The 20,983-nt window shown below is 61.2% G+C and carries 18 protein-coding genes, 4 tRNA genes, 1 pseudogene and 2 riboswitches; of the genes and pseudogenes, 16 read left to right on the forward strand and 7 right to left on the reverse strand.

Annotation, left to right across the window (positions count from 1 at the left end; genetic code table 11):
- Positions 1–159: 159 nt before the first annotated feature.
- On the reverse strand, positions 160–1,626 hold the full coding sequence (locus GY769_02920; protein ID MCP4200870.1) for an aminotransferase class V-fold PLP-dependent enzyme: 1,467 nt from the start codon (positions 1,624–1,626) through the stop codon (positions 160–162).
- A 100-nt stretch (positions 1,627–1,726) separates the two neighbouring features.
- Here GY769_02920 and GY769_02925 point away from each other — a divergent pair, with 100 nt between their 5' ends.
- From GY769_02925 to GY769_02945, 5 genes are all read left to right on the forward strand, one after another.
- Positions 1,727–2,551, forward strand: a complete 825-nt coding sequence (locus tag GY769_02925; GenBank protein ID MCP4200871.1) for a thioredoxin fold domain-containing protein — start codon at positions 1,727–1,729, stop codon at positions 2,549–2,551.
- Positions 2,552–2,588: 37 nt separating this feature from the next.
- A tRNA-Pro gene (locus GY769_02930) sits at positions 2,589–2,662 on the forward strand.
- A 51-nt stretch (positions 2,663–2,713) separates the two neighbouring features.
- Positions 2,714–2,790, forward strand: a tRNA-Arg gene (locus GY769_02935).
- Positions 2,791–2,807: 17 nt separating this feature from the next.
- Positions 2,808–2,883: transfer RNA gene (locus GY769_02940), tRNA-His, on the forward strand.
- A 15-nt stretch (positions 2,884–2,898) separates the two neighbouring features.
- Positions 2,899–2,975, forward strand: a tRNA-Arg gene (locus tag GY769_02945).
- Between the two features lie 88 nt (positions 2,976–3,063).
- On the opposite strand, the pseudogene GY769_02950 reads toward GY769_02945, so the two are convergent.
- Positions 3,064–4,412: pseudogene (locus GY769_02950) on the reverse strand (IS3 family transposase).
- A 297-nt stretch (positions 4,413–4,709) separates the two neighbouring features.
- Between GY769_02950 and GY769_02955 the strand changes: the two are divergent.
- The 6 genes from GY769_02955 to GY769_02980 all read left to right on the forward strand — a co-directional run bounded on the left by GY769_02955 (position 4,710) and on the right by GY769_02980 (position 8,133).
- Positions 4,710–5,159: a hypothetical protein gene (locus GY769_02955; protein MCP4200872.1), complete on the forward strand. Its 450-nt coding sequence runs from the start codon at positions 4,710–4,712 to the stop codon at positions 5,157–5,159.
- 86 nt (positions 5,160–5,245) lie between these two features.
- On the forward strand, positions 5,246–5,662 hold the full coding sequence (locus GY769_02960) for a hypothetical protein (GenBank protein ID MCP4200873.1): 417 nt from the start codon (positions 5,246–5,248) through the stop codon (positions 5,660–5,662).
- 11 nt (positions 5,663–5,673) lie between these two features.
- Entirely contained in the window at positions 5,674–5,901 is a 228-nt protein-coding gene (locus GY769_02965) for a hypothetical protein (GenBank protein ID MCP4200874.1), read from the forward strand.
- 306 nt (positions 5,902–6,207) lie between these two features.
- Positions 6,208–6,936, forward strand: a complete 729-nt coding sequence (locus GY769_02970) for a hypothetical protein (GenBank protein ID MCP4200875.1) — start codon at positions 6,208–6,210, stop codon at positions 6,934–6,936.
- Positions 6,937–6,938: 2 nt separating this feature from the next.
- Positions 6,939–7,610 carry a hypothetical protein gene (locus GY769_02975; GenBank protein ID MCP4200876.1) on the forward strand — a complete coding sequence of 224 codons (672 nt, stop codon included), beginning with the start codon at positions 6,939–6,941 and terminating at the stop codon, positions 7,608–7,610.
- A 19-nt stretch (positions 7,611–7,629) separates the two neighbouring features.
- Positions 7,630–8,133 carry a hypothetical protein gene (locus GY769_02980; protein ID MCP4200877.1) on the forward strand — a complete coding sequence of 168 codons (504 nt, stop codon included), beginning with the start codon at positions 7,630–7,632 and terminating at the stop codon, positions 8,131–8,133.
- Between the two features lie 59 nt (positions 8,134–8,192).
- Here the strand turns inward: GY769_02980 and GY769_02985 are convergent, their stop codons facing one another.
- Positions 8,193–8,435 (reverse strand): hypothetical protein, encoded by a 243-nt coding sequence (locus GY769_02985; GenBank protein MCP4200878.1) that lies wholly within the window; start codon positions 8,433–8,435, stop codon positions 8,193–8,195.
- A 407-nt stretch (positions 8,436–8,842) separates the two neighbouring features.
- Positions 8,843–8,912: riboswitch (cyclic di-GMP riboswitch) on the forward strand.
- A gap of 49 nt (positions 8,913–8,961) precedes the next feature.
- Here GY769_02985 and GY769_02990 point away from each other — a divergent pair.
- On the forward strand, positions 8,962–10,251 hold the full coding sequence (locus tag GY769_02990; protein MCP4200879.1) for a TIR domain-containing protein: 1,290 nt from the start codon (positions 8,962–8,964) through the stop codon (positions 10,249–10,251).
- Positions 10,252–10,894: 643 nt separating this feature from the next.
- Here GY769_02990 and GY769_02995 read toward each other — a convergent pair.
- The 3 genes from GY769_02995 to GY769_03005 all read right to left on the reverse strand — a co-directional run bounded on the left by GY769_02995 (position 10,895) and on the right by GY769_03005 (position 15,383).
- Positions 10,895–12,025: a beta-lactamase family protein gene (locus tag GY769_02995; GenBank protein MCP4200880.1), complete on the reverse strand. Its 1,131-nt coding sequence runs from the start codon at positions 12,023–12,025 to the stop codon at positions 10,895–10,897.
- A gap of 67 nt (positions 12,026–12,092) precedes the next feature.
- A complete protein-coding gene (locus GY769_03000) occupies positions 12,093–14,090 on the reverse strand; it encodes a CocE/NonD family hydrolase (protein MCP4200881.1) in 1,998 nt (665 codons plus the stop codon).
- Positions 14,091–14,450: 360 nt separating this feature from the next.
- Positions 14,451–15,383, reverse strand: coding sequence for a hypothetical protein (locus GY769_03005; protein MCP4200882.1), 933 nt, complete (start codon positions 15,381–15,383; stop codon positions 14,451–14,453).
- Between the two features lie 313 nt (positions 15,384–15,696).
- Between GY769_03005 and GY769_03010 the strand changes: the two genes are divergently transcribed.
- Entirely contained in the window at positions 15,697–16,215 is a 519-nt protein-coding gene (locus tag GY769_03010; protein ID MCP4200883.1) for a hypothetical protein, read from the forward strand.
- A 174-nt stretch (positions 16,216–16,389) separates the two neighbouring features.
- Positions 16,390–16,836 carry a hypothetical protein gene (locus tag GY769_03015; protein ID MCP4200884.1) on the forward strand — a complete coding sequence of 149 codons (447 nt, stop codon included), beginning with the start codon at positions 16,390–16,392 and terminating at the stop codon, positions 16,834–16,836.
- 731 nt (positions 16,837–17,567) lie between these two features.
- Here the strand turns inward: GY769_03015 and GY769_03020 are convergent.
- Complete coding sequence (locus tag GY769_03020; GenBank protein MCP4200885.1) at positions 17,568–18,251, reverse strand: PilZ domain-containing protein; 684 nt, start codon at positions 18,249–18,251, stop codon at positions 17,568–17,570.
- Positions 18,252–18,516: 265 nt separating this feature from the next.
- Positions 18,517–18,634: riboswitch (cyclic di-GMP riboswitch) on the forward strand.
- A 46-nt stretch (positions 18,635–18,680) separates the two neighbouring features.
- Between GY769_03020 and GY769_03025 the strand changes: the two genes are divergently transcribed.
- Together GY769_03025 and GY769_03030 are read left to right on the forward strand one after the other, a co-directional pair.
- Positions 18,681–19,733, forward strand: a complete 1,053-nt coding sequence (locus GY769_03025) for a hypothetical protein (protein ID MCP4200886.1) — start codon at positions 18,681–18,683, stop codon at positions 19,731–19,733.
- 196 nt (positions 19,734–19,929) lie between these two features.
- Entirely contained in the window at positions 19,930–20,952 is a 1,023-nt protein-coding gene (locus GY769_03030; protein ID MCP4200887.1) for an SGNH/GDSL hydrolase family protein, read from the forward strand.
- Positions 20,953–20,983: the final 31 nt, after the last annotated feature.

The following is a 20,983-nucleotide window of genomic DNA, read 5'->3' on the forward strand; positions in this document are numbered from 1 at the left end:
GAGGGGCCGGCCGCGTGCCTCTTGCGAGCGAGGCCCTGCGAGCGAGAAGAGCGCACCGGCGGCCTACTATCGGTTCGAATCACCGCGGAGAAACTTCGAGGGATTCCGGTCGACACGGAGTTCAACCGCTACAGAGCGCGGGTCGCACTCGCCCCGCCCCTACGCCTGCACGAAGCCGCGCGCGAACTCGATGAAGGCTTCGGCGTCGGCGAAGTTGGACGCGATTCCCAGAGACACGCGCACCGCGCCGCTGCCCTTGCCCTGAACGCAGTTTCTGAAGTCGTCGTAGCTCATGCGCTCGGGCGAGCTGCGAAAGCAGGCGGTGAGCTCGCTCTTTGAGATCTCGAGCGCCACCTCGCCCGCGCCCGGATTGCAGAAGCAACCGGTGCGAATCGAGATCTGCCGTTCGTTGGCTAGCTTCTGAACCTCGTCCTGGTCGATGATCTCGCCGTCGGCGTCGACGAGGTTGAGCGCCAGGGTCGCGCCGCGGCGCTCCAGGCAACCCGGTCCGTAGAGCCGGATCAGGCGCTTGCCGTTCGGGTGGCGCATCTCGAGCAGCCGATCGATCATCCAGCCGGCCAGGGGCTTCAGGCGTTTCTGGATTCGCTCGTAACCGAGCGAGTCGAGAAAATCGAGCCCCAGCTCGACCGCCGGGATGTTCGAGTAGTCGAGGGTGCCGTCTTCGAAGGCCTGCGCCCCTGGCGCCAGGTAGTGGCGGTCGGCCTTGACCGAGGCGACCGAGATCGTGCCACCGGCGAACCAGGGCCGGTGGAGTTTGTAGAGCGCCTGCCAGCGGGCAATGAGCGCTCCGACACCGGTCGGATGGCCGAACATCTTGTAGAACGACAGCGCTACATAGTCGGGATGCCACTGCCCCAGGTCCAGCCGGTTGGTCGGAACGAACGCGGCAGCGTCGAGGAGCACATCCCAGCCCCGTTCTTGAGCCTTCTCGATCCATTCCAGAGGATGGAGAACACCGGAGAAATTCGACTGCGCCGGAAAGGCGAACAGGTTGTGCCCTCCCGGTCGAGCCCGATCCAGGTAGTCGTCGATCCGCCCCTCGTCGACCTGCATGTCGGGCGGCACGATCGGAATGTAGGTGGTCCGGGCGCCGTGCGCGCGGTCGAACTCGCGGATGCCGTTGACCGAGTTGTGGTTGTCGAAGGTGAGCAGAAACTGATCACCGGCCTCGAACGGGTAGGATTCGCCGACCAGCTTCAAGGCGTGACTGGCGTTGGCCGTGAAGATAACGCCGTACTCGTCGGGCGAAGCGTTGAAGAAGTCGAGGATCCGGCGGCGACAGCGCTCGACCCGGTCGGTGGTATCGAGCGAGCTCGGATTCGAGGAGTGGGGGTTACCCAGAACGTGCGAGAGCAGGAAGTCGGAGTGTTGGCGCACCTGGGCTTCCGAGTAGAGGCCGCCGCCGGTGTAGTCCAGGTAGACGTGGCGCTGGCGGTCCAGCCGCGCGAACTCGCGTGCCCTCAGCTCATCGAAAACCACGGTGTCGCGATACCCCGGGTTGTCCTCGAGAAACCGCTCGAACGCGCCTCGATCCGACCCACCGGAGGTCGATGAGCCTGTAGTGGCAGATTGCCCGGAGGGCGGGCTTTTGACTTGGGATTCCATTGGCGCGGGCTCGGGCTGAGGGCTGATTCTACTAGCCGGGTCGCTGTGATGCAGCTTACTTCCATCCCGCGCTCCGGATGCTAGGTTGTGGCTGGCCGTCATGAACCCGCCGACGATGGATTGCCCGAAATGCGGCCGCACGGTGCCGGAAGCCAGCGAATGCGTGGCCTGCGGCGTGGTGTTCGCGAAGATTCGGACGCGCGAAGAGCCGAGCACGCCCCATCAGAGCGAACCGGCCCGAGGGTTCCGGTTGGAGCCAATCCTGGGTGTCGTGATTCTGCTGGCGCTCGGTACCCTGGCTGCTCTGCAGTGGGTCGAAGGCCGGGTCGATGATCTGGAAGCTCCGCCGGAGCCGGTACCGAGCCTTCGCCCGGAGATCCCGCGCGATTCCGCGGCCGATCGCTCGTCGGAACGTGTGTCTCGGCAGAGGCCTTCCGCGCCCGTGCCGGCTCCAGTCGCGGCCCTGCCGGTCCCCGAGCCGGCCCCCAAACCGGTGGTCGAGCCGCCGAAGCCGCGCTGGGTCGATCCCGATTCGAGCTGGTTCCAGGGCGCAGCCGGGTTCAACCGGGGACTCGAGCGGGCGCGAACCAAGAACCAGGCCGTCCTGGTGTACTTCTACGCCGACTGGTGCGGCTACTGCCGGCAGCTCGAGTCGGAGCTCCTGAGCCGCGCCGTGGTCCAGGAGTACACGAAGTACCTGGTCAAGATCAAGGTCAACCCAGAGAAGGGTGCCGCCGAGCGAGCCCTGGCGAATCGGTACGGCGTGACCGGCTATCCGTCGGTCTTCGTCCACCCCGCCGGCCTCGGCGGGGCCAAGAAGATCCGCGGCATGACCAAGAAAAGCGGCGAGTGGCGGGTGCTCTCGCCGCGAGGCTACGTCGACAATCTCGCCGCGGCTGCCGGCGAGCGCTTCGGCCCGTCTTGAGCTTTCGAGCGCCCTCCCGTAGACTGCCGGGCTCTGACGGGGCGTGGCGCAGCCTGGTAGCGCACCTGCTTTGGGAGCAGGGGGTCCCGAGTTCAAATCTCGGCGCCCCGATATGAGAGGAACACTGGTCGCAGGTTTGCGGCCTTGCGGTTCCGAGTGAGGCTGCCTGTAGCTCAGCTGGATAGAGCAGCGGCCTTCTAAGCCGCGGGTCGGGGGTTCGAATCCCTCCAGGCAGGCCAGTTTTTTGACAACTGTGGTGAGCGTAGCTCAATCGGTAGAGCGCTTGATTGTGGTTCAAGTGGTTGGGGGTTCAAGTCCCCTCGCTCACCCCATTTCTTCTTTGAAGGGCGCCCTTAGCTCAGCTGGATAGAGCGACAGCCTCCGGAGCTGTAGGTCAGAGGTTCGAATCCTCTAGGGCGCGCCACGATTCCCCAACAAAACACTAAGTGTAGGTCGTCAGAATATTCCGGACACTCGGGGTCGATTTCTAAGAGACGGTTCATAGTTTCAACCTAGGCGGCTTTGACAGCCCGGTACTCCCTCTTTCTGCGCTGCATCGTCAGCCGCTTGATCCTGGCCCTCTCGGACAGCACCTGTCGGTATCGGCCACAGTAGACGTCTGCGGGCGTGACGTTCTCGAGCGACTCGTGGTAGCGCTCGTGGTTGTAGTAGGCAACGAAGTCTCGGATGGCCTGCTCGAGCTGCCACGGGAAGTGGTAGTGCTCGAGCTTGACCACGTTCTTCATCGAGCGGTGGTAACGCTCGATCTTGCCCTGGGTCTGGGGGTGATAGGGCCTCCCGCGAGTGTGCGTCATGCCTCGCTCGGCCAGATACTCCCCCAGATCCTTCGAGACGTAGGCTGGCCCGTTGTCGCTGAGTAGGCGTGGCCGGTGCCGTACCTTCACGCTTTCGACTCCCGTGCGTTCGAGCGCCTCATCGAGCGTCGCCATCACATCCTCCGCTCCCATCGTCGGGCTCAGTTGCCAGGCGATCAGATAGCGCGAGTAATCGTCCATCACCGTTGAGAGGTAGTACCAGCCCCCGCCGATCACCCGCAGGTAGGTGAAGTCGGTCTGCCAGAGTTCGTGCACGCGCCGGCTCGGCTGCGCGAAGCGATCAGAGGCCGACAGCAGCACGTAGGCCGGGCTGGTGATCAGGTCATAGGCCTTCAGAATGCGGTAAACGCTCGATTCCGACAGGAAGTAGCGCCTCTCATCCGTGAAGTGCCAGGCCAGCTCCCGGGCCGAGAGCTCCGTGCGCTCCAAGGCAAGCTCGACCACCTCCTCACGGATCTCTTGCGAGATCTTGTTCCAGCGGGCCCGCGGTGGGGGCCTGCGGTCTTCCAGCCCCTCGGGGCCACCGTCCAGGTACCGCTGGTACCAGCCGTAGAAGGTGCTCGGCGCGATCCCCAGCTGGCGCAACGTCGAGCGCACCGGAAGGTCCGATTGCTCGACCAGACGGATCATCTCCAGCTTCTCGGAGCCAGAGCGCCTCACAAAGCGACCTCCTCGCCAAGACCCGTCAGACTTTTTTTGAGCACCCGATTCTTCAGCGTCATCTCCGCAACGACCTCTTTCAGCTCGCGGTTCTCCGAGCGCAGCGCCTTGACCTCGTTACCCGTCGCTTCGCGCACTGTGTCCCCGTTGAGGCGCTTCTTCCCCGCTTCGAGAAAGTCCTTGCTCCACCGGTAGTACAGATTCGATGCGATGCCCTCTCGTCGGCACAACTCGGCTACGCTGAGCTCGCCACGCAAACCCTCGAGAACGATCCGAATCTTCTCTTCAGCCGAAAATCGGCGGCGGGCCCGCCGCCTGATCTCACGGACTGCCGCTTCGCTGGACTGCTTCTTCTTTCTTGGCATTCGACACTCTCCTGGGCCTGACTCTAGACCCCAAAGTGTCTCTTAGATCGAAACCCTAATGTGTCCGACTTCTGCTGACCGGAAACACTGTACCCACTCATCGGTAAGACGGTTTGTACCTCACGCGGGACAGGACAACTCCTACAGGTGCTGGGGCGAGCCGCAGCCGTGGCGCTGGAAGATCGTCGGGACGTAACGTATCTTCCGTGGCAGGACGTGGCCCCGGTGGGATCACGAAGAAACAGAAGGTAGGAAAAGAACGGTCACTACCGTCACACCGTCACTGGAGACTATGTAGTGGGAGCCTTTCCAACCCCGTGTCCGTTTCCTGGCTGTGGAGTCGCGACGCGCGAGCGTTTCTGTGAGAAGCATGAACGATCGCGCCCGTCAGGCCGCCGTAGACCCAGCGCACGCAAGGCGCTGCACAAAGGCGGAGCCGGCTACGGCGCTTCGCACGACCGTTGGCGCAAGCTCGCCCTAGCTGCCGACCTTGTCTGCCACTGGAAACTAGACGACGGCTCGCTGTGTCTCAACCCGTCCGTTATTGCCGATCATGTTGTTCCAGTGAGCGTTGCCCCCGAGCTGAGGTACGAACCGACCAACTCTCAAGGCCTCTGTGTCGCGTGCCACAACCGGAAGACATCCGAGGAGAGGCGTGGGATCTACCGCAGCACGCGAACGAATCGAGTCGAGAGGTACCAGCGCCCCCAACATTCTGAGCAGACTGTCCCGGATGCAACGGCGTGAGGCCTTGTTTCAACGTCCGCACATTTGGGTAGAAAGGTAACACTATGCCGCGGGGACCGAAAAAGACGCCGGCAGCACTTAGGATCGTGAAGGGCACGAACAAGAACGACCCTGGCCGCGAGAATCCCGACACACCTCTGCCCGTTGGCGAGTTAGGCGAACCACCGGACCACCTGTCCGACTGTGCGAAAGAACTCTGGCTCGAGATGGCGCCGTATTGGGGCGAGGTCTACCACCGGCATCAGTTCGAGGATCTTTGTACCGCCCGCGCGGACATGGAGCACTTCTACGCGATTTGTGAAGACGAAGGCTGGTTCTACGTCTCCGACAAGGGCAACAAGCTACGTCACCCGGCCGCGATTCAGTTCGAGTCAAACCGTGCGTTTGCGAATCGGGTCGCGTCTGAGTTCGGGCTCAACCCTACGGCCAAGAACAAGATCCACGCGCCGAAACCGGCAAGGCCCAGCCCCGCCGACAAATTCCGCTCAAAGGGCAGAACATAGGAGAACGCGCGATGGCCGAGTACCCACTTGACAGCTACCTCGAAGCCTTCGACCGCGCGGCGGAGTCGGCAACGGTTCGCGAACCCTTACGTGATTCCAGGCAAGAAGGACGGCGACGCTTCCTCTGCGCCGAGGAGCTAGAGAGGCTTGGAAAGGACAGCCACCCCGATCTTGAACTGGCATGCATTCTGGTCGATACTGGGAGCCGACGGCTGACGCGAACAGGTTCCGGGCGGTAGGGTCCCCCGAGCACTTCAAACGCCGTGCGCTACACGCCCAGTTGGCTCGTGTTGCGCCGCTAACAGCGTGCTGGCTGATCGGAATGCTATCGTTGAAGTTAGCTCCGCCCCAGGGCCCCAGGGCTCCAGGGGGACTGGAGGGCTTACTAACTGTAATATCGCGTGCACTGCCAAACCTGTTGACCGTCTGAGACACTGCTTGGTAGCCTAGATTGTCCGACTCTAGTAGACGATGAGAATGTGCAGGATTCCCCTTTTTCCTAGGGCATCGGCACGCATCTGGCAGGCTTCTCGAGGCTAAGAGCGATGGCAAAGACACGATTTGTGCCCCCGGTGCCACAAGGACTCAAGTTCATTGGGTCGGTCAGCGAGAAAGATCTCGAGGTGCTGCTGAAAGCGGTTCGAGGATCTGATGCATATGACATCAACTTCAAGCGACTCTCCGACCTAGCGAGCAAACTAGAAGGCGAACCGAAGGTCCGGACACTGTCCCACGCGATGAGTGCGCTCGAGTTCTTCTACTTCGACGGACGAGAGTGGGTAGAAGAGGGAGAGACTTTCGAAGAGGTGATCACGGAATTCCTCAGCTTTACGGGCTTGAGTGAGCAGCTTGGCGACGACCCAAAAGAGGGCACTCAGCGTCTGCTGGCTTTGCTTACCGAGAACCCAACGTTAGAGCGCAAGCGCAGGCTCCGTTGGTTGCGAACTGGAATTCTGAATACCGCAGTTAGGTTTGCGTCCTTTGTAGATTTGAGACCGAGGTTTGATAAGAACCGTAAACAGGTTGAGGAGTTCGTCCCCTGCGTGATCCTGCAAATCGTGACTGAGACAGAATCGGATGGTGAAAACACTCACGTTATACAGCTGAGCAAAGCTGGGCTGACTAAGCTGAAGAGAACCATCGAGGACATAGACAGGAAGCTGCATGTGCTGAGCGAAGACCAGCGAGTTGCGGGCAGTTTGTCCGAGACCGTCGGCGACCCAGCCGAACCCGGCGACTCGCCTACCGGCACAGCGGCAAAGGCTGGAGCTTGATCATGTCGACCAACCCAGACGTAGAGGAACTTGCGGTGTATGACAGACCGCCTAGAGCCAAGAGCTATGGCTCTCGCAAGCGTGCAACTGAGTATGTTGCGTGGCTTCAGGGGTGCAGTGCGGCTGCTCGGTACGACGAGGTCGAACCTACCGTCTTTTTCGACCTTCCTGAGACGAACTATTTCCTCGCATCAGGCGAAAAAATCTCCTCGAAAACGGCGCATCAGGTGAGACCTCATACGTGGGACTCCGTGATCGACTTTTGGGTTGGTGAGAGAGCTGCTATCTCGCATGAACCACCCTCAGATGTCGGCGTATCTCGTGCCAAGCCGTTCATAGAGTCCTACGAGAGCGCTGCACAGGAACTCCGAAAGGAGCTTGCAACGTTGGAGAACGAAAAATGTCTTTCAAAGGCCTATGAAGAGCGGGAACTAATGGGTGCGTTGATCGGGCACGATTGGCTTGGTCTAAAGATTGTTTCCTTGCTTGCGGGTAAGCCTCGGCTCCAGGCTCTTGAGATTTCAGCTGCGTTAGACGTTGCGGTGAATAAGGTCGCCGCAGTACTCGCTCATCTGACTAGGTTCAAGGCCCTCGCGGTGGAAGCATCCGGGGCATTTGCTTGTACCGATCTGGGGATGTCAGTTTGTGCGAAGCTCGCGGACGCGACGGATTAGAACCTCGGCGCGTTGAGAAATGAGTTTCAATGAGGGATTCGAAGACCTCGACCATCGAATCACAAACCACAAGCTCAATGTCCTCGTCTGGGGACCCAGCAGTAAGGACCCAAGTCTTCTTGCCAAACGCGAGAAGATCAAAGACCAGATCGGAGGTCGGTTTCCCTATGCCGACGTTCGCTTCAGCGAAGACCCAGAACTAGACAAGCTGATAGACGGCGCCGAGTTCTTGTCGGTGCCAGACAAAGAGCTGTTTCATCTTGGGGCCTGCGACACGTGCATCGTTCTGGATGCATCGAAGGGTGCAGGCGAAGAAATAGCCCACTTCTCGAGTTCAAAGTTCGCACCGCGCCTCTTCATCCTTACGAACGAAAAATACAAGGACGCATCGAGTTTTCCGGCGGCGTTAAGAGAGAACCAAAACCAGGTGTTCTATTCCGAGTCGGAGTTGTCGTCATGCAACCTCGTAGAAAGAGTGATCGTGCATCTGAAGAAAGAGGCTCTCCGTCAGATTGCGTGGTAGGCAAACGATGCCGAACACTCCCTGTACGTGAGTGCGCCTGAGTAGAAAGGCCAAGAGCTTTACAACCGGATCATCCAGCGGTCAGCCAGGAGCAGCAACACCAGTTCGGCCAGAGCTTCTCTGTGGCCCTCGTCTACGGCGATTTCGGCCACCTTCCCGGCTTCCCGAGAGGCGATCTGCTGAGAGCGCAGCGCCTCGACTAGCACAGCTTGCAGCGCTCGAAGAAACTCGCGGGTGTCGTCAGAGCGGAGTCTCTTCCGGACTCGCTCAAGATCGGTAGACTCGGAACCAGGGTCGGGCATTGGGCTTGCTCCTTTGCTCGGTCTAGGGGCTCGGCTGAGTTACCGCTCTGCCGGGTCCCGCTTGGTGATTGATCGGCCCCGGAAACGGGGCCGTTGCTTCTAACGTCTAAGCGGCTTTACCTCTCCCTTGGGGTTGCCGTCCATCGCAGCCGCAATCTCGCCCGAGATCCGGGTCGGCCTGGCGGCCCTGTGGTTTGGAGCGGCACCCGTTGTAGGCTCCAGTCAATGCCAGGAAAGAGCCGCCTGCCGCACAGGATCGGCGGCTAAATGCGCATAGCGCTGCGTTGTGGCTGCCTGGGTGTGGCCGAGCAGCTTGCCGATGATAGGCAGCGAGAGGCCCGCGCTGGGGCCCATCCTGCCCGTTCGGGTGGCGCTTCTTTCGTCACACCGGACGTAATCTAAAGGTGCCTCGATAAAGGCACACCTGGGAAAACCCAGGGCCGCAAAGCCACGGCTTTCGGTCGCGAGGATGTAGACAGAAAAGGGGACGTGCTTCCCGCGCGCTGGGTGCTCTCATTGGAGACCGATGAGTGACATCTTCATCAGCTACGCGAAGGAGGACCGCGGCCGGGCTCGCGTGCTGGCGGCGGCTCTGGAAGGCTCCGGGTGGTCCGTGTTCTGGGACCGGACGATTCCGCCCGGCTTGACCTGGCACGACTACATTGGGCGGGAGATCCAGGAGGCCCGCTGTGTTCTGGTCGCGTGGTCCGAGTCCGCCATCCAGTCCAGCTGGGTGCTTGAAGAGGCGGGCGAAGCTCGGAAGCGAGGGGTTCTGGTTCCACTCTTCCTTGAGGACGTCGAGCCGCCGCTAGGCTTCCGGAGCCTGCAGGCCGCGGATCTCTCGAAGTGGAGTGGCGACACCGAGGCGCCCGCCTTCCGGCAGCTCGTGGAGGGCGTGGAGCGTCTTCTGGGTTTTGCCGACGACGGCGGAACGGAAGCGGCGGAGCGAGAAGCGGTGCTGCCTTCGGCTGGAAGTCGGTGGAAAGCTGACGAGTTGCCCCGCGAGCGGAGTCCCTCGAGGGCGGCTTTCTTTCGCACGAGGTCGGGATTGGTCGTCGTGGGCGCCGTCCTTGTCGCCCTTGTGCTTGTGATCCAAAACTGGTGGCCAGAGACCGGGTCCGACAGCGACCACGACGAAGGCCCCGCCGTTGAGAGCGTCACCGGCGAGAAAGAGCCCCCGCTAGAGCTGACCAGCACCTTCGACAAAGGCGACGACGACGAAGGGTGGTGGACTTGGGGTGCTGGTTCGAGGCCGGTTACGCCATCGTCCGAGGAAGACTGCAGAAGCAAGATGGGCGGATGTCTGCATCTTGAAGATGAGTCTACCGACTTCTTCTACTTTCGGGCACCTCCGCATTGGGTGGGCGATGCGGACTGGACCCGTTTCCACGCGGGAAGTCTGAACTACTGGCTAAGACGAAAGTGGAAATCGGAAAGAAACGGAAAATGGGTGGCGCATGTTACGCCACTCGCCAGTGAGACGGAGAAGGAGGTCCCGGCTGACCTGATCATCGTGGGCTCGGGTGAACGCGGCAGCCTCGAGCTGCGCATCCCGATGCGGCCGCGAGAGGACTGGGGTGAGTACGCGGTTCCTCTGACGGAGGGCAAGATAGGGATTCAGAGCCCTGAAGGTGTCGTGGAGAGCCGTTGGGTTTGGATCAAGGGTGCCGAAAGGAGAGACGCAACCGGTGATGATTTCGGTCGCGTGCTGGAGTCGGTCGACGACCTCAGAATCCGTGGCGAATACTGGTCCGGCCCTGACGAAGCCTGGCTGGACAGTGTGTCGATAGAGCCTGCCGTTTCACCGGGTCCGTAGCTGTCTTCGCACGGACCTAACCACTCTCCAGCGTGGGCGGGCTCCTGGATCGGAAGCTCGGGGCTCTTGCGGATCGCGCCACAGAAGGGCCGGTAGGACCCTTGGAGCCGCAGAGGACCTGGGCAAGCACATGATGTATGGGACCAGATCAGGACCCGTCGGGCCCCCGGCTGCGGGCTAGGGTACCCGCCCCCCCTCCCCTTGCCGACGCGGCCAAGCACGCGAGCCTGGCCGAGACTTCTTTACCTCTCAATTAGCGAGTGGCCTCGACGGTCTTTTCCAGCTCGGCTGCGCTGAGCTGCGCTCGGGAGCGCTTCTGACAAAAGCTCAGATAAAGGCGACCTTCAGAGGTTTGTCGGTGACCAAGTAGGTGACCGAAATACTCATGCTTTGCCTAAGCCTATGTAGAGCTTATGCTTAGCTGGCCGCCGAGACAGCCTCCGGAGCTGTAGGTCAGAGGTTCGAATCCTCTAGGGCGCACCACGTTTATTCCTCCATACAAAGGGTTTAGCGATCCCGAGCTCGAAGGCAAGGAGGTCGACCGCTACATCGACACCTCTCTCGGTCAGCACGAAGGTTGACCGCTATATGGGAACGGCCGTCAGGGGCGCCGGCCGCTTCAAACAGCGGCACGGCGAATCGATCACCCGGCGTCGCGCAGCACGATCTCGCCGACATCCATCGACAGGTTCGCGACCCAACGGTAGAGGTCGAGGTCCTCGAACCCTGTGGTGTTGTAGAGCAGAATGATGGTCACACGAGCATCGATCATTCGCACGAGCAAGCCGCGGGATCCCGGAGCTCCACCGGCGTGCCAGACGAGTTTGTGCCTCTCCCCATGGATTCGGACGTGGTCGAGGATCCAGCCCAGTCCGCAGGTACCGCTGCCCCGAGTGAAAGCCTCCTCCAGGGTCTCCTGTGAGAGCACCCGCTCACCGTAGAGCGCCTGGTCCCACTTCAGGAGGTCGCGGGCCGTCGACAAGACGCCGCCGGAGGCGTAGGCCAGCGATGGATGAACGTAGAGAGCCTCCGTCGGCGGCTCCACCGTGATGTCGTCGTAGCCGATCGCGCGGCGGTTGGCGAATGCTCGATCGTCGGGGTCGTAGCGGGTGCGCCTCATCTTGAGCGGTTTGAAGATCTTCTTCTTGAGGAATCGTCCGTAGGACTTGCCGGTGGTCCGTTCGATGATGAGGCCCAACAGAATGTAGTTGGAGTTCGAGTAATCAACCTGGGTTCCCGGCTCGAAGAGGAGGGGTTCCCGGGCGAAGTAATCGAGAATCTCCTCCGGGTGGTGAAATCGATCGAAGCCTCCCTGGTCCTCCAAATACTGGATCAGGTCGGGGATCCCCGACTCCATCTGGAGCAGATGCCGAATGGTGACCGCTTCGCCTTCTCGGAGCTCGGGCACGTAGTCCACGACCTTGTCGTCCAGAGACAGCCGGCCGCGCTCCACGAGCCTCAGAATGGCCGCAGCGGTGAAGGTCTTCGTCAGGTGTTGGATTCGAAACGCAGTCCGGGGCTCGTTCGGTTTCGCCTGGCTGGAGTCGGCCCAGCCGTAACTCCCCTCGAAGAGCACTCGGCCGTCCTTGGCGATGAGGGCGCTTCCCCAGGCGGGCTCGGAGTCGAACAAGGCGTCGATGTAAGCGGCCAGCTCACTCTGGATGGCCGCGCGGGTCCGCTCGGCTCCGAGCAGCGGGTGGGAAGCAGTTCCCAGCAGGACCGCCAGAGTCACTACCGGTGCCAGTAGGCTGTGGCGCCGCTTCGGTATGAGCATCCTGTGCCTCCTTCCTCCTGGCCGGAGGGCGACTCGTTCACGGCTCTCCGGCCCGGAATCTCGTCTCTCAATAGGGAACGCGAGGAAGAGCGCCGCGGGCCGCATCTGGACCCTTGGGCTTCATCATCGGCAGCTCGACGTAGGAGCCATGCGCGGCGTCGCGGTAGACGGAGATCGTCGGCGCCTTGCGGCCCTTGCGGTCGGGGTAGAGGGCGTGGTTGAGCGCGTCGGCTCCGGCGATGGAGATCCGGATCCGGTGCCCGGCGTCGATGACGATGGCGGTACCCAAGAGATCGAAGACCAGCTCCACGGGTTCCGCCGGAAGCTGCTTGCGCACGTCCTTCTTGAAGGATCGGTGGAAGGGCAGGCCGAAGTTCTTCCACGGCGCTTTGGCCAAGGCGCGGTAGGAGGCGCGCTGGGCTCCTTCGGTGACGTAGTGGGCGTTGCTTGCGGCGTCGATCTCCTCGAGGTAGACGAAGAAGTCACCGTCCTTCTCGGTCGACGTCACCCACAGATGGACGACCGGATAGCCCACGATCGCGCGGGCCTTGGCGAAGGGCTCGGAGGTGTAGGTCAGGGCCTTCTCGTCCTCGCGAGTCCGCTCGTCGAAGAATGTGGTGCCGGGCCGGTCCTCCCGCTGCTGCCCGGCGCCGTTCATCCACCGGGAAAACGACCCCATGGTCGAGGAGTAGTCGACCCTGTAGCTGTCGGCCGCCCCGGAATCGCGGGGCCGCTTGGTGACCAGCCGGCCGTCGTTCGCCGAGGCCACCGTGCCGGAGGGTCCGGCCTCGAGAAAGAAGCGCTTCGGCTTGGCCTTCCGCGGCGGCCAGCGCTTCTCGGCCCGCCACCGGCGGCCGTCCTGGGCGTCGATCTCGTCGAGGCTTACGGGCAGCTCGGCCAGCGCCGGCACGGTCTTATTGCCCCGTATCAGGTAGTAGTGGACCGGCTTTTCGTCCATGATCCCGTTGTCGATGCCCTTCAGCCAGTAGTCGAACCAGCGGAGCGCTTCGTTGACGCGCACCGGGCCGCCGCCGCCGTCCTGGTGGGCCCAGGGCCCGATCATCATTTTCTGTGGGGCGCCTTTGAGATTCGCGTACGCCCACGCCTGCTGGGTGGTGTAGGTGTCGTACCAGCCGAGCCGGTTATAGACGGGGATACCGGCGGCCTTGATCGCGTCGAGGTTGTCGATCGAGCTCGCCACCTCCCAGGACCACACCGCGCCGTTCGGCCGAGTGATCGAGGCGTCGCGGTACTTTACGTTCTTTGGGAATCGATCGACCCAGAGGTTGTCGGCGTGCTCGGCGAGAGCGGCGTCGCGCATCGAACCGTCGGTGTCCGCGTCCACCGGAGCCGGCAAGCCGAGGCGGCCCGTGTCCATCCACCGCGTCAACGTGCCGAGGAACTCGACAAAGCCCTCCTTGAAGGTGCCTCCGCGGAAGGCGAAGTCGAAGACGCTGGGGTCGGCCATCTCGGCGTAGACTGCCTCCAGGTGGGGCGGCGCCTGGGTGGCGGTCAGGAGCGCGTTGTTGCCCGAGTTGGAGTGGCCGAGCATGCCTATGTGGCCGTCGCTCCAGGGCTGCTCGGCCAACCACTCGACGATGTGCCACGAGTCCGCGGTGGTGTCGGCGGCGTGGGGACCGTTGTTGACACCGAACGAGGCTCCGGTGCCCCGGGCGTTGGCGATGGCGAAGACGTAGCCGTGACGGATGAGCTCCTGGTAGAAGACCTCCTCTTCGACCGGGGTGATGATCTCGCCGTCCACCTCCAGAATGCGCAGATAGCGCGTGTAGAGAAGCAGCACCGGCAGCGGCTCCGAGGCCTCCCGGCCGGCCCGGGTGGGAACGAAGTAGAAGACGGCGATCTCGACACCGTCCGCCATCGGAACGTACTCCGAGTGGCGGCTCCAACCGTCGTAGGAGGCCTCGCTGTAGCCGCTGTAGCGGCCGAAGCTGGAGATCCTCTCCTGGCCCAGCGCCGCCGACGGAAGGGGAAGAGTTGCTAGAACCAGGCCGATGGTCGCCGCGAGAACCGGCCTCCTCGCGAAGTGGGGAACTCGGTATCTCATGTTTGGTCCTCCCTTTTTCCGGTTTCACTCAGGCAACGCGACATCGCAAGCGACAAACCGCAGTGACCGGACAAGCACTCAGGTAGTCGCTGGCCGCTCGTTACGCCAGCCTGTGCGAGTACGTCCCAAGAGAAGAAGTTCAAGAGAAGAAGTTCCACCCGAATCGCATGATTCCGGTGTCGTGACCTTCCTGCGAGCGGAATCTTGGCTTTCGCGGAGCTGGTTAAAGAGAGACTTCCCGTCCGACCCGTGGTGTGGATGTGGCTAGCCTTCTTTAGAGGCCTTCCTTCGTAGCAGCGGACACGGCTTCGCCTGTCGTCCCCCTCGAACCACTGTACCGGGTATGAAGACCGGTTCTTCCTACCCTGGCTCGAAGAGTGGATCGACGAACGGAGACGGCGGCGGAAAGGCCCCTTCGGGAAACGAAGCCGTTCCCGCTGCTCTCAACGTCTCACTGGCATCGAGATATGCTCCCAGAAACCAACCGTAAGCTTGCCAGAGGAGCCTTCGCTCGGTCTTCGAAGCGCAATGAGCGAAGGGCGCCGGCGAGTGCTTCGATTGGCGGGGCTTGTCGGCAGGGCGCTGTCTCAACACGGACGCGGCACCCAGCGGTTTGGTACCAGTTTGCACCCCCCGCTCGAGTGTCTCTGACTCGATCTCACGGAGGAGCTGCGCGATCAGAGCTTCTCTTTTCGAACCTGGCAGGTTCTGCAAGCACGGAAGCGGAGAGAGATGGACTCGCTCGGCCTCGACTAGTTCATCGAAAGAGAGCTCAACACCTCGTCTCCTGGCCACGAACTCCTTGGTTCGGTCAACCCAGATGCCCTCCAGGGTGTCCTCGCCCAGCTGAGCTTTCAAGGAGGAAACTCCAGGCCACTCCCGTGGGCTTGCGACGAGATTCTCTTTGGCCCCGTGGGCAAGGATGTAGCGAAGGCGCCCGATCTGGGCCCGCTCTTCCTGACTTACGAGAACCGCTTGATAGCGCCGGCTCCAGACCTTGTCCTTCCAGCCGGTGAGGCGAGCCACTTCCTTGGCGAGGTTTCCATTGAGATAGCCCATGAAACGGGCAAGTTGGAGAGCCGATCTGACCGAAAGGAGCAGGTGGTAGTGGTTGGACATGAAGATGAAGTCATGGATCTTGACTCCATAGACTCTTTGGGCACGGCCGAGAACGCCGAGTATGAGAGAGTTGAGCTGCGGGCTGGGGCGCAGGAGCAGGCGGCCCTGGATGGTGCGGGTCGTGACTTCGACGACGGAGCCTTCGGGTGGAATGAAACGGAGTCTTCGTGGCATCTCATGAGTAAGAGACGCCGAATGGGATCTGTTTCTGGCGAAAATGGTGGAACCTTCCTCGGAGGAACCTTCCTCGGGAGGGCGAAAATGGGGGAAACTTCCTCGGAGAACCTTCCTCGGAACCTTCCTCGGGGTGAACCTTCCTCCTGGGGGGTCAAGGACACTCACGACCGAAACCCGACATTGAGGCTGCTTTCCTCCGGCAGATGAGATCAGTTGTTTCTTTCTGAAGAAGCAGTTCAAGCTCACCGGTGGTTAGATCAAGAACGCAGCCCTAGCTGCCTGACTCGTGTCGGTGAGTAGAATAGCCACAGTGATCCTCAACGACTCGCGGGGCGACGGGCTTCGGATCGTAACCGGCGTTCGTCGCAATCGATCCGCATGGTTGGTGATGACGCTGCTGCTGTTCTTGTGTGGTTGTTCGAAGTGGAACTTCGGTCACCAGTTCCCGCTGCTGTTCGGTGGCCGATCGACCGTCGAGATTTCGGTCTCTTCCGACTTGAATCAGAACTCGCCACTGGCATTCGACCTCTTGGTCGTCTACGACCAGAAGCTGCTCGAGAGTCTCGAGAAGATGGACGCCGCCACCTGGTTCAAGAACCGCAAGCAGTTCCTCAAGGACCACAGCCACCAGAAGAAGGTCGAAGCCCATCACTGGGAGTGGGTGCCGGGGCAGCCGAAGCTAAAGCTCGCGCTCCACTTCAGAAAAAATGCTCGCGGCGGTGTGGCGTTCGGGAACTACCCGTCGGTGGGGGAGCACCGGATTCAGTTCAAGCCACACAAGCACATGCTCGTAACGCTCGGGGAGACGGACTTTACGCTAGTTCAGTAGGGAAGATCGGTCTTCGAGATCGCCGCTTGCCGCACAGGATCGGCTGCCAGGTGCGCATAGCATTGCGTCGAGGCGGCCTGGGTGTGACCGAGTAGTATGCCGGGAATTCTACCGGCAGAGTGCGTCCGGTAAACTGTTCGTGATGAAGATTGATGCTTTAAGGAGGACCAAAGAATGAGAGCAGCCATCTCCCCCTGGACGATGAGTGCGCTGGCACTGACAGGAGTGATCGCTGCCTGCTCCAAGGCGCCGGAGCCGTTGCAGGAAGCGAAACTCGAGACGAGTGCCGCTCATGGACAAGTGGAAAACGAAGCACCTCTAGCGGAACCGAACTCCGAAGGTTCCCTCCAGATAACGGATTTCATCCGGCTCTGGGTGGCATCAGCGGCTGGTGACGATGATGTCTACGATATTCCTGAGAGGGCCGACAAGAACGTCGCGGGCGTGCTGACCACGTTTCACAAAGTCCACCAGACGAAGGAGAGTTCCTATGCTGTCTGCGTGGACTTCGAGGACGGCGAGAACACGTATGACGTGGATTTCTTTGTTAACCGAACGGCGGACGGGCTAGTGGTAGAGGACCACTATCTCCACCAGGTCAACGGTGAGTCCATCGAGTAGGCTGCGTGCGGGCTCTACCCGCCTTCTGGCCCTCGCTCGTAAAACCTGAGCGCAGGTACCTAGTTCAAGTCCTCGCACACCTCCGGGTTTACCCCGACTTCCTCAGCCAGCCGCTCGCGTAGCTTCGACACAGCCTCGCCCCGACTCTTGCCTAGGGTGAGCACGTTCGAGTGTTGCGGCACCCAAGCCTCGTACAGGTCTGCTAGCCCGCACTGGCCAGCCAGCCCAGGACGTAGTAGCTGGAGTTGACCCGGTTTCGTGGGCAAGCACATGATCTATGGGACCGTTTGAGACCGGGTGGGGTCCCTCGACCGGGACCTTTTGAATTGAAAGAGCATCTTGAGATGAGTGTAGAGATAAGCGACGAGCTGGAGTCCGCGTCAACGCGGATACAGGGTTGTCTTTTCTTGGTGAAGCAAAGCCTAGACAGAATGAGGATCTTTGGATATGCCCGAGCAATCAACGGGTGAGGGGCAAGGCCCGGAGCGACGAACCGGCAGGGATCGTCGCTCAGGCGAAGACCGGCGCAAGAGCAAGCGCGGATCAGAAACCTGTTCCCGTTCTCGATGTTCCTGGACCGCCGCAGCGGCGGAGATCGGCGGAGCGAGAACGACCGCCGCAAGAGCTGATCGGGAGCCAGGTGCGCGTAGCGCTGCGTCGTCGCGGCCTGGGTGCGGCCGAGTAGCTCCAGTATTCGCGAGGGCGGATGCGTTGCACCGGACACCACCGCGCTACTGCGGGTCGACGCGTTGGCGAATGTGCTCGCGCAGCTGCTGGCCGCTGTGGCCCTCGAAGGCGGTGAAGCGAAGCCCCATCCCCTGGATGCCCTCGGTTTCCTGAGAAGTGTGACGGATCACCTCGGCATCGCCGGAAATGGGCTCTGGATCACCCGGCCAGTTGAACGTGAACTTGACCCAAGTCTCGGGCGGCACGAGGTTGCTGGTCGCGACTTTCATTCCGGTCGCCGAGATGTCGCGCGTCTGGACCATTCGCAGCCCGCTGGGCTTGCCCTCCATGTTCACTTCGAGCCGCGCCATGATGCGCTGGTCGGTCCGCGGCGAGGTTCTGACGAACTGGAAACACATCGACACCAGCTCGGATGTCGGAAGGCTTGCCGGCAGTACGGTCAGCCGGCCCGACTCGCCTTGCGACAGCACGCGATAGTCGTTTTCGCCGGCGATGACCACTAGGCGAGGAAGTCCGGAAGCACTCAAGCCCGCGACCAACTCGTCGAAGGTCATGTCCTCTAGCGGAAGCACGATGACCAGGAGATCAATTCCGAGCGTCTCGTGCAACGCGCAAGCGGACGCCCAAGACGGCGAGCGCAAGATCCCGACCACTCGTGGGTCTACGCCGGTTGTAAGGCCTGCCTGAAGATCCTCGCCGGCGCCGACTGTGACGATCTTCTGTTTCACGGATCACGACGTTAGCAGCGGGCGTTCCAATGCGGCAAATACGGGAGTCTCAGAATCCGGCAGCGGAGCCGCGATCTCTCCCGAGATCCTGTCCGCTGCCTGCCTCACATGATCGGCGGCGAGGTGGGCATAGCGTTGCGTTGTCGCGGCCTGCGTGTGTGTCCGAGCAGCTTGCCGATGATCGGCAGCGAGAGGCCCGCGCCGGCTCACGGCCTGCCCCTTCGGGTGGTCCCTCTATCGTCACCTCAGGCGTAATCTGGAGACGCCTCGATAACGGCACACCTGGGAAAACCCAGGGCCGCAAAGCCACGGGTCCTCGCTTCTCCGCGACGGTTGGCACCGAGCACCCGCCACGAAGACCCTAAGACCGTCCGGCTGCCGAAGGGCGGATGGGGGTCTTCTTACCCACTTGCCGAAGGGAGGCAGAGGATGGTGCGCAAAGTTCTTGTCGGTTCGGTCGCGTCGTTACTTTTGTTGTCGGCACCAACGATGGGCGCGGCGTTTCAATCTCCCGAGCCGGTTTCACCGGGGAGCCCCATTGCGGTAGGAACGACGGCCGAGAGCTGCCCGACCTTCAGCTGGAGCAGCGTTCCACGGGCCAGTGGCTACAGGCTTGTCATCTATCAGGTTTCCGCTGAAGGCGGCCTGGGTGGAGCTGTGGTTCGGCACAGCGTTTCGGCCGGTGTTTCTTCCTGGACGCCATCTTTGGAGCAGGGTCTGGCTCCCGGCGGGAGCTATGCCTGGATGATCGGAGCGGTGACGCCGAAGGGCGAGACGCTGTGGTCAGAACCCGCCCTGTTTCAGGTCGCCGCAACACCCTCACCACAGGAGATCGAACGAGCGTTAGCGGTTCTCGAGGCGGCGTACCGCGATCGACGTCCGCAAGAGGAAGACGAGGCTTCGCCGAGCGAGAGCCCGGTTGGCGAGGCCGCTCTTGAACCGGCCGGAGCGAGTTTGGTGCCCTTCCCGGATCTACTGCCCCGTCCGATGGTGCGGTTTGAAGGCGGGGTAGACGTGAAGCCGGACCGGGGCGGTACGCTGGTACTCGGTTCCCTTAGTAGTTTCAACCTGGCTTTCGACAACAACGAGATCATGGCCCGCAGGGCAGGCCAACCGTCCACTCTTCACCTCAACTGGGAGGGCGGAGCGATCAAGACGGGCGGTCCGCTGCTGACTCACGACGACGTCGATTTCATGGGCCACGACCTGTGGAACGTCGGCACGTTTGATCTCGGCCACACGCTCGTCGTCGAATCGCGCTGCGAGAACTTGACAAATTACTCAGTCGCGCTCTGTCCGTATCCATACAAGATCATCGGTGGTGGATGCGCTAGCCTCTACAACAACGAATTGCAGGAATTCGGAGGTCCCATCACCGGTAGCTATCCCCGTCTTGCACCCCAAGGATGGGTGTGCCACGTGGAACACCTCCGCTCCTGTGATTGGGTAAACGCCTTTGCGATCTGCGCCGACCTGCGCTGAGGCGGGCAAGCACACCCTGACGCAGCTTTTCGCGCGTATCGCTTGCCGGCCAGCAAGGGCAGCTACTGGTCGAGCGATGCGTGGACGTGCATCGGGCCCAATGGCGTCATTCCCTGGCGTTCTTGTGCTTCTTGACCGAACGTAGGACACTCATCCTGGCTTTTTCTCCCCCATAGCCAGCACGAGCAACAAGACGATGGCTCTATTCGAGAGACTCAAATCGGTCGCGCGGTTTGCAGAGTCAGTGAATACGCGCTACTTCGTCACGTCCAAGCTCAAGTGGCTTCTAGTGAGCACGACTGTTTCCTCGGTTCTGCTTGTTGGAGGATACGAAGTAACCAAGAACGTCCAGTACTATCGCTGGCGAGAGAACTTCGACAACTATGGATGGTTCGACAAGGTCACGATACCTTCGCGAAATCCCGTCTTGATGTGGGAATACCGCTCCTACGGCAAGTATGTACATGCACGGATTAGGACGAATCGCTATGGATTCAGAGACCGGGATTACAAGTCGACCAAGAAACCCTGCAACACCTTTCGGGTAGCGTTTGCGGGCGACTCCATCACCTTGGGACTGGGTATTCACCTAAGAGAGACGTTCGTTCGCCAGTTCGAGATGGAAGCGAGTCGGATGAAATCTCAGCCCAGGGTTCAAGCTCTCAATTTCGGCGTGGACGGCTACAACACGCCACAGATCCTCGAGGTGGTTCGAACGAAAGTGCTGCCCTTTTCGCCGGACAAGGTCGTCTATGTGATGTGTCTGAACGATTTTGATTTCGACGAGTCTTCCGGCGAGAAGATCCTATATTTTCGAAAGCCAAAGAGCTTCTTTCTGTTGACGCTCGAGAAGGCTTTGCAAAGACTGCAGGGCGGCGATTTTCACCGGTTTCATTTCAAGAAAAACAAGATGGTGGTCTTCCAGAGTATTCTGGATATGAAAGAAATTCTGGAACCGAGGGGTATTGATTTTCAGGTGGTTCTGGTACCGGTCTTCCCTGACCGCCCGCTTACTTTTGACGATTACCCGCTCTTGGATGTGCACCAGGAAATCGGGGAGTTCTCGAAAGAGAAGGCCATTTCGCTGCTTGACCTGCGAGCAGCTTTTGCCGCGAGCGGAGGATTGCCCAGGGACTATGCCTTGGATGTGTGGCATCCGAACGTTAAGGGACATCGGTTCATCGCCGAGCAGTTATTGTCTTCGGTTCTCTCGGACTAGCGGACATCCGGGGGCGGCCTCGGTGGGAGCG

It is taken from the genome of bacterium, assembly GCA_024224155.1.
In the GTDB taxonomy this organism is placed as follows: domain Bacteria; phylum Acidobacteriota; class Thermoanaerobaculia; order Multivoradales; family JAHEKO01; genus CALZIK01.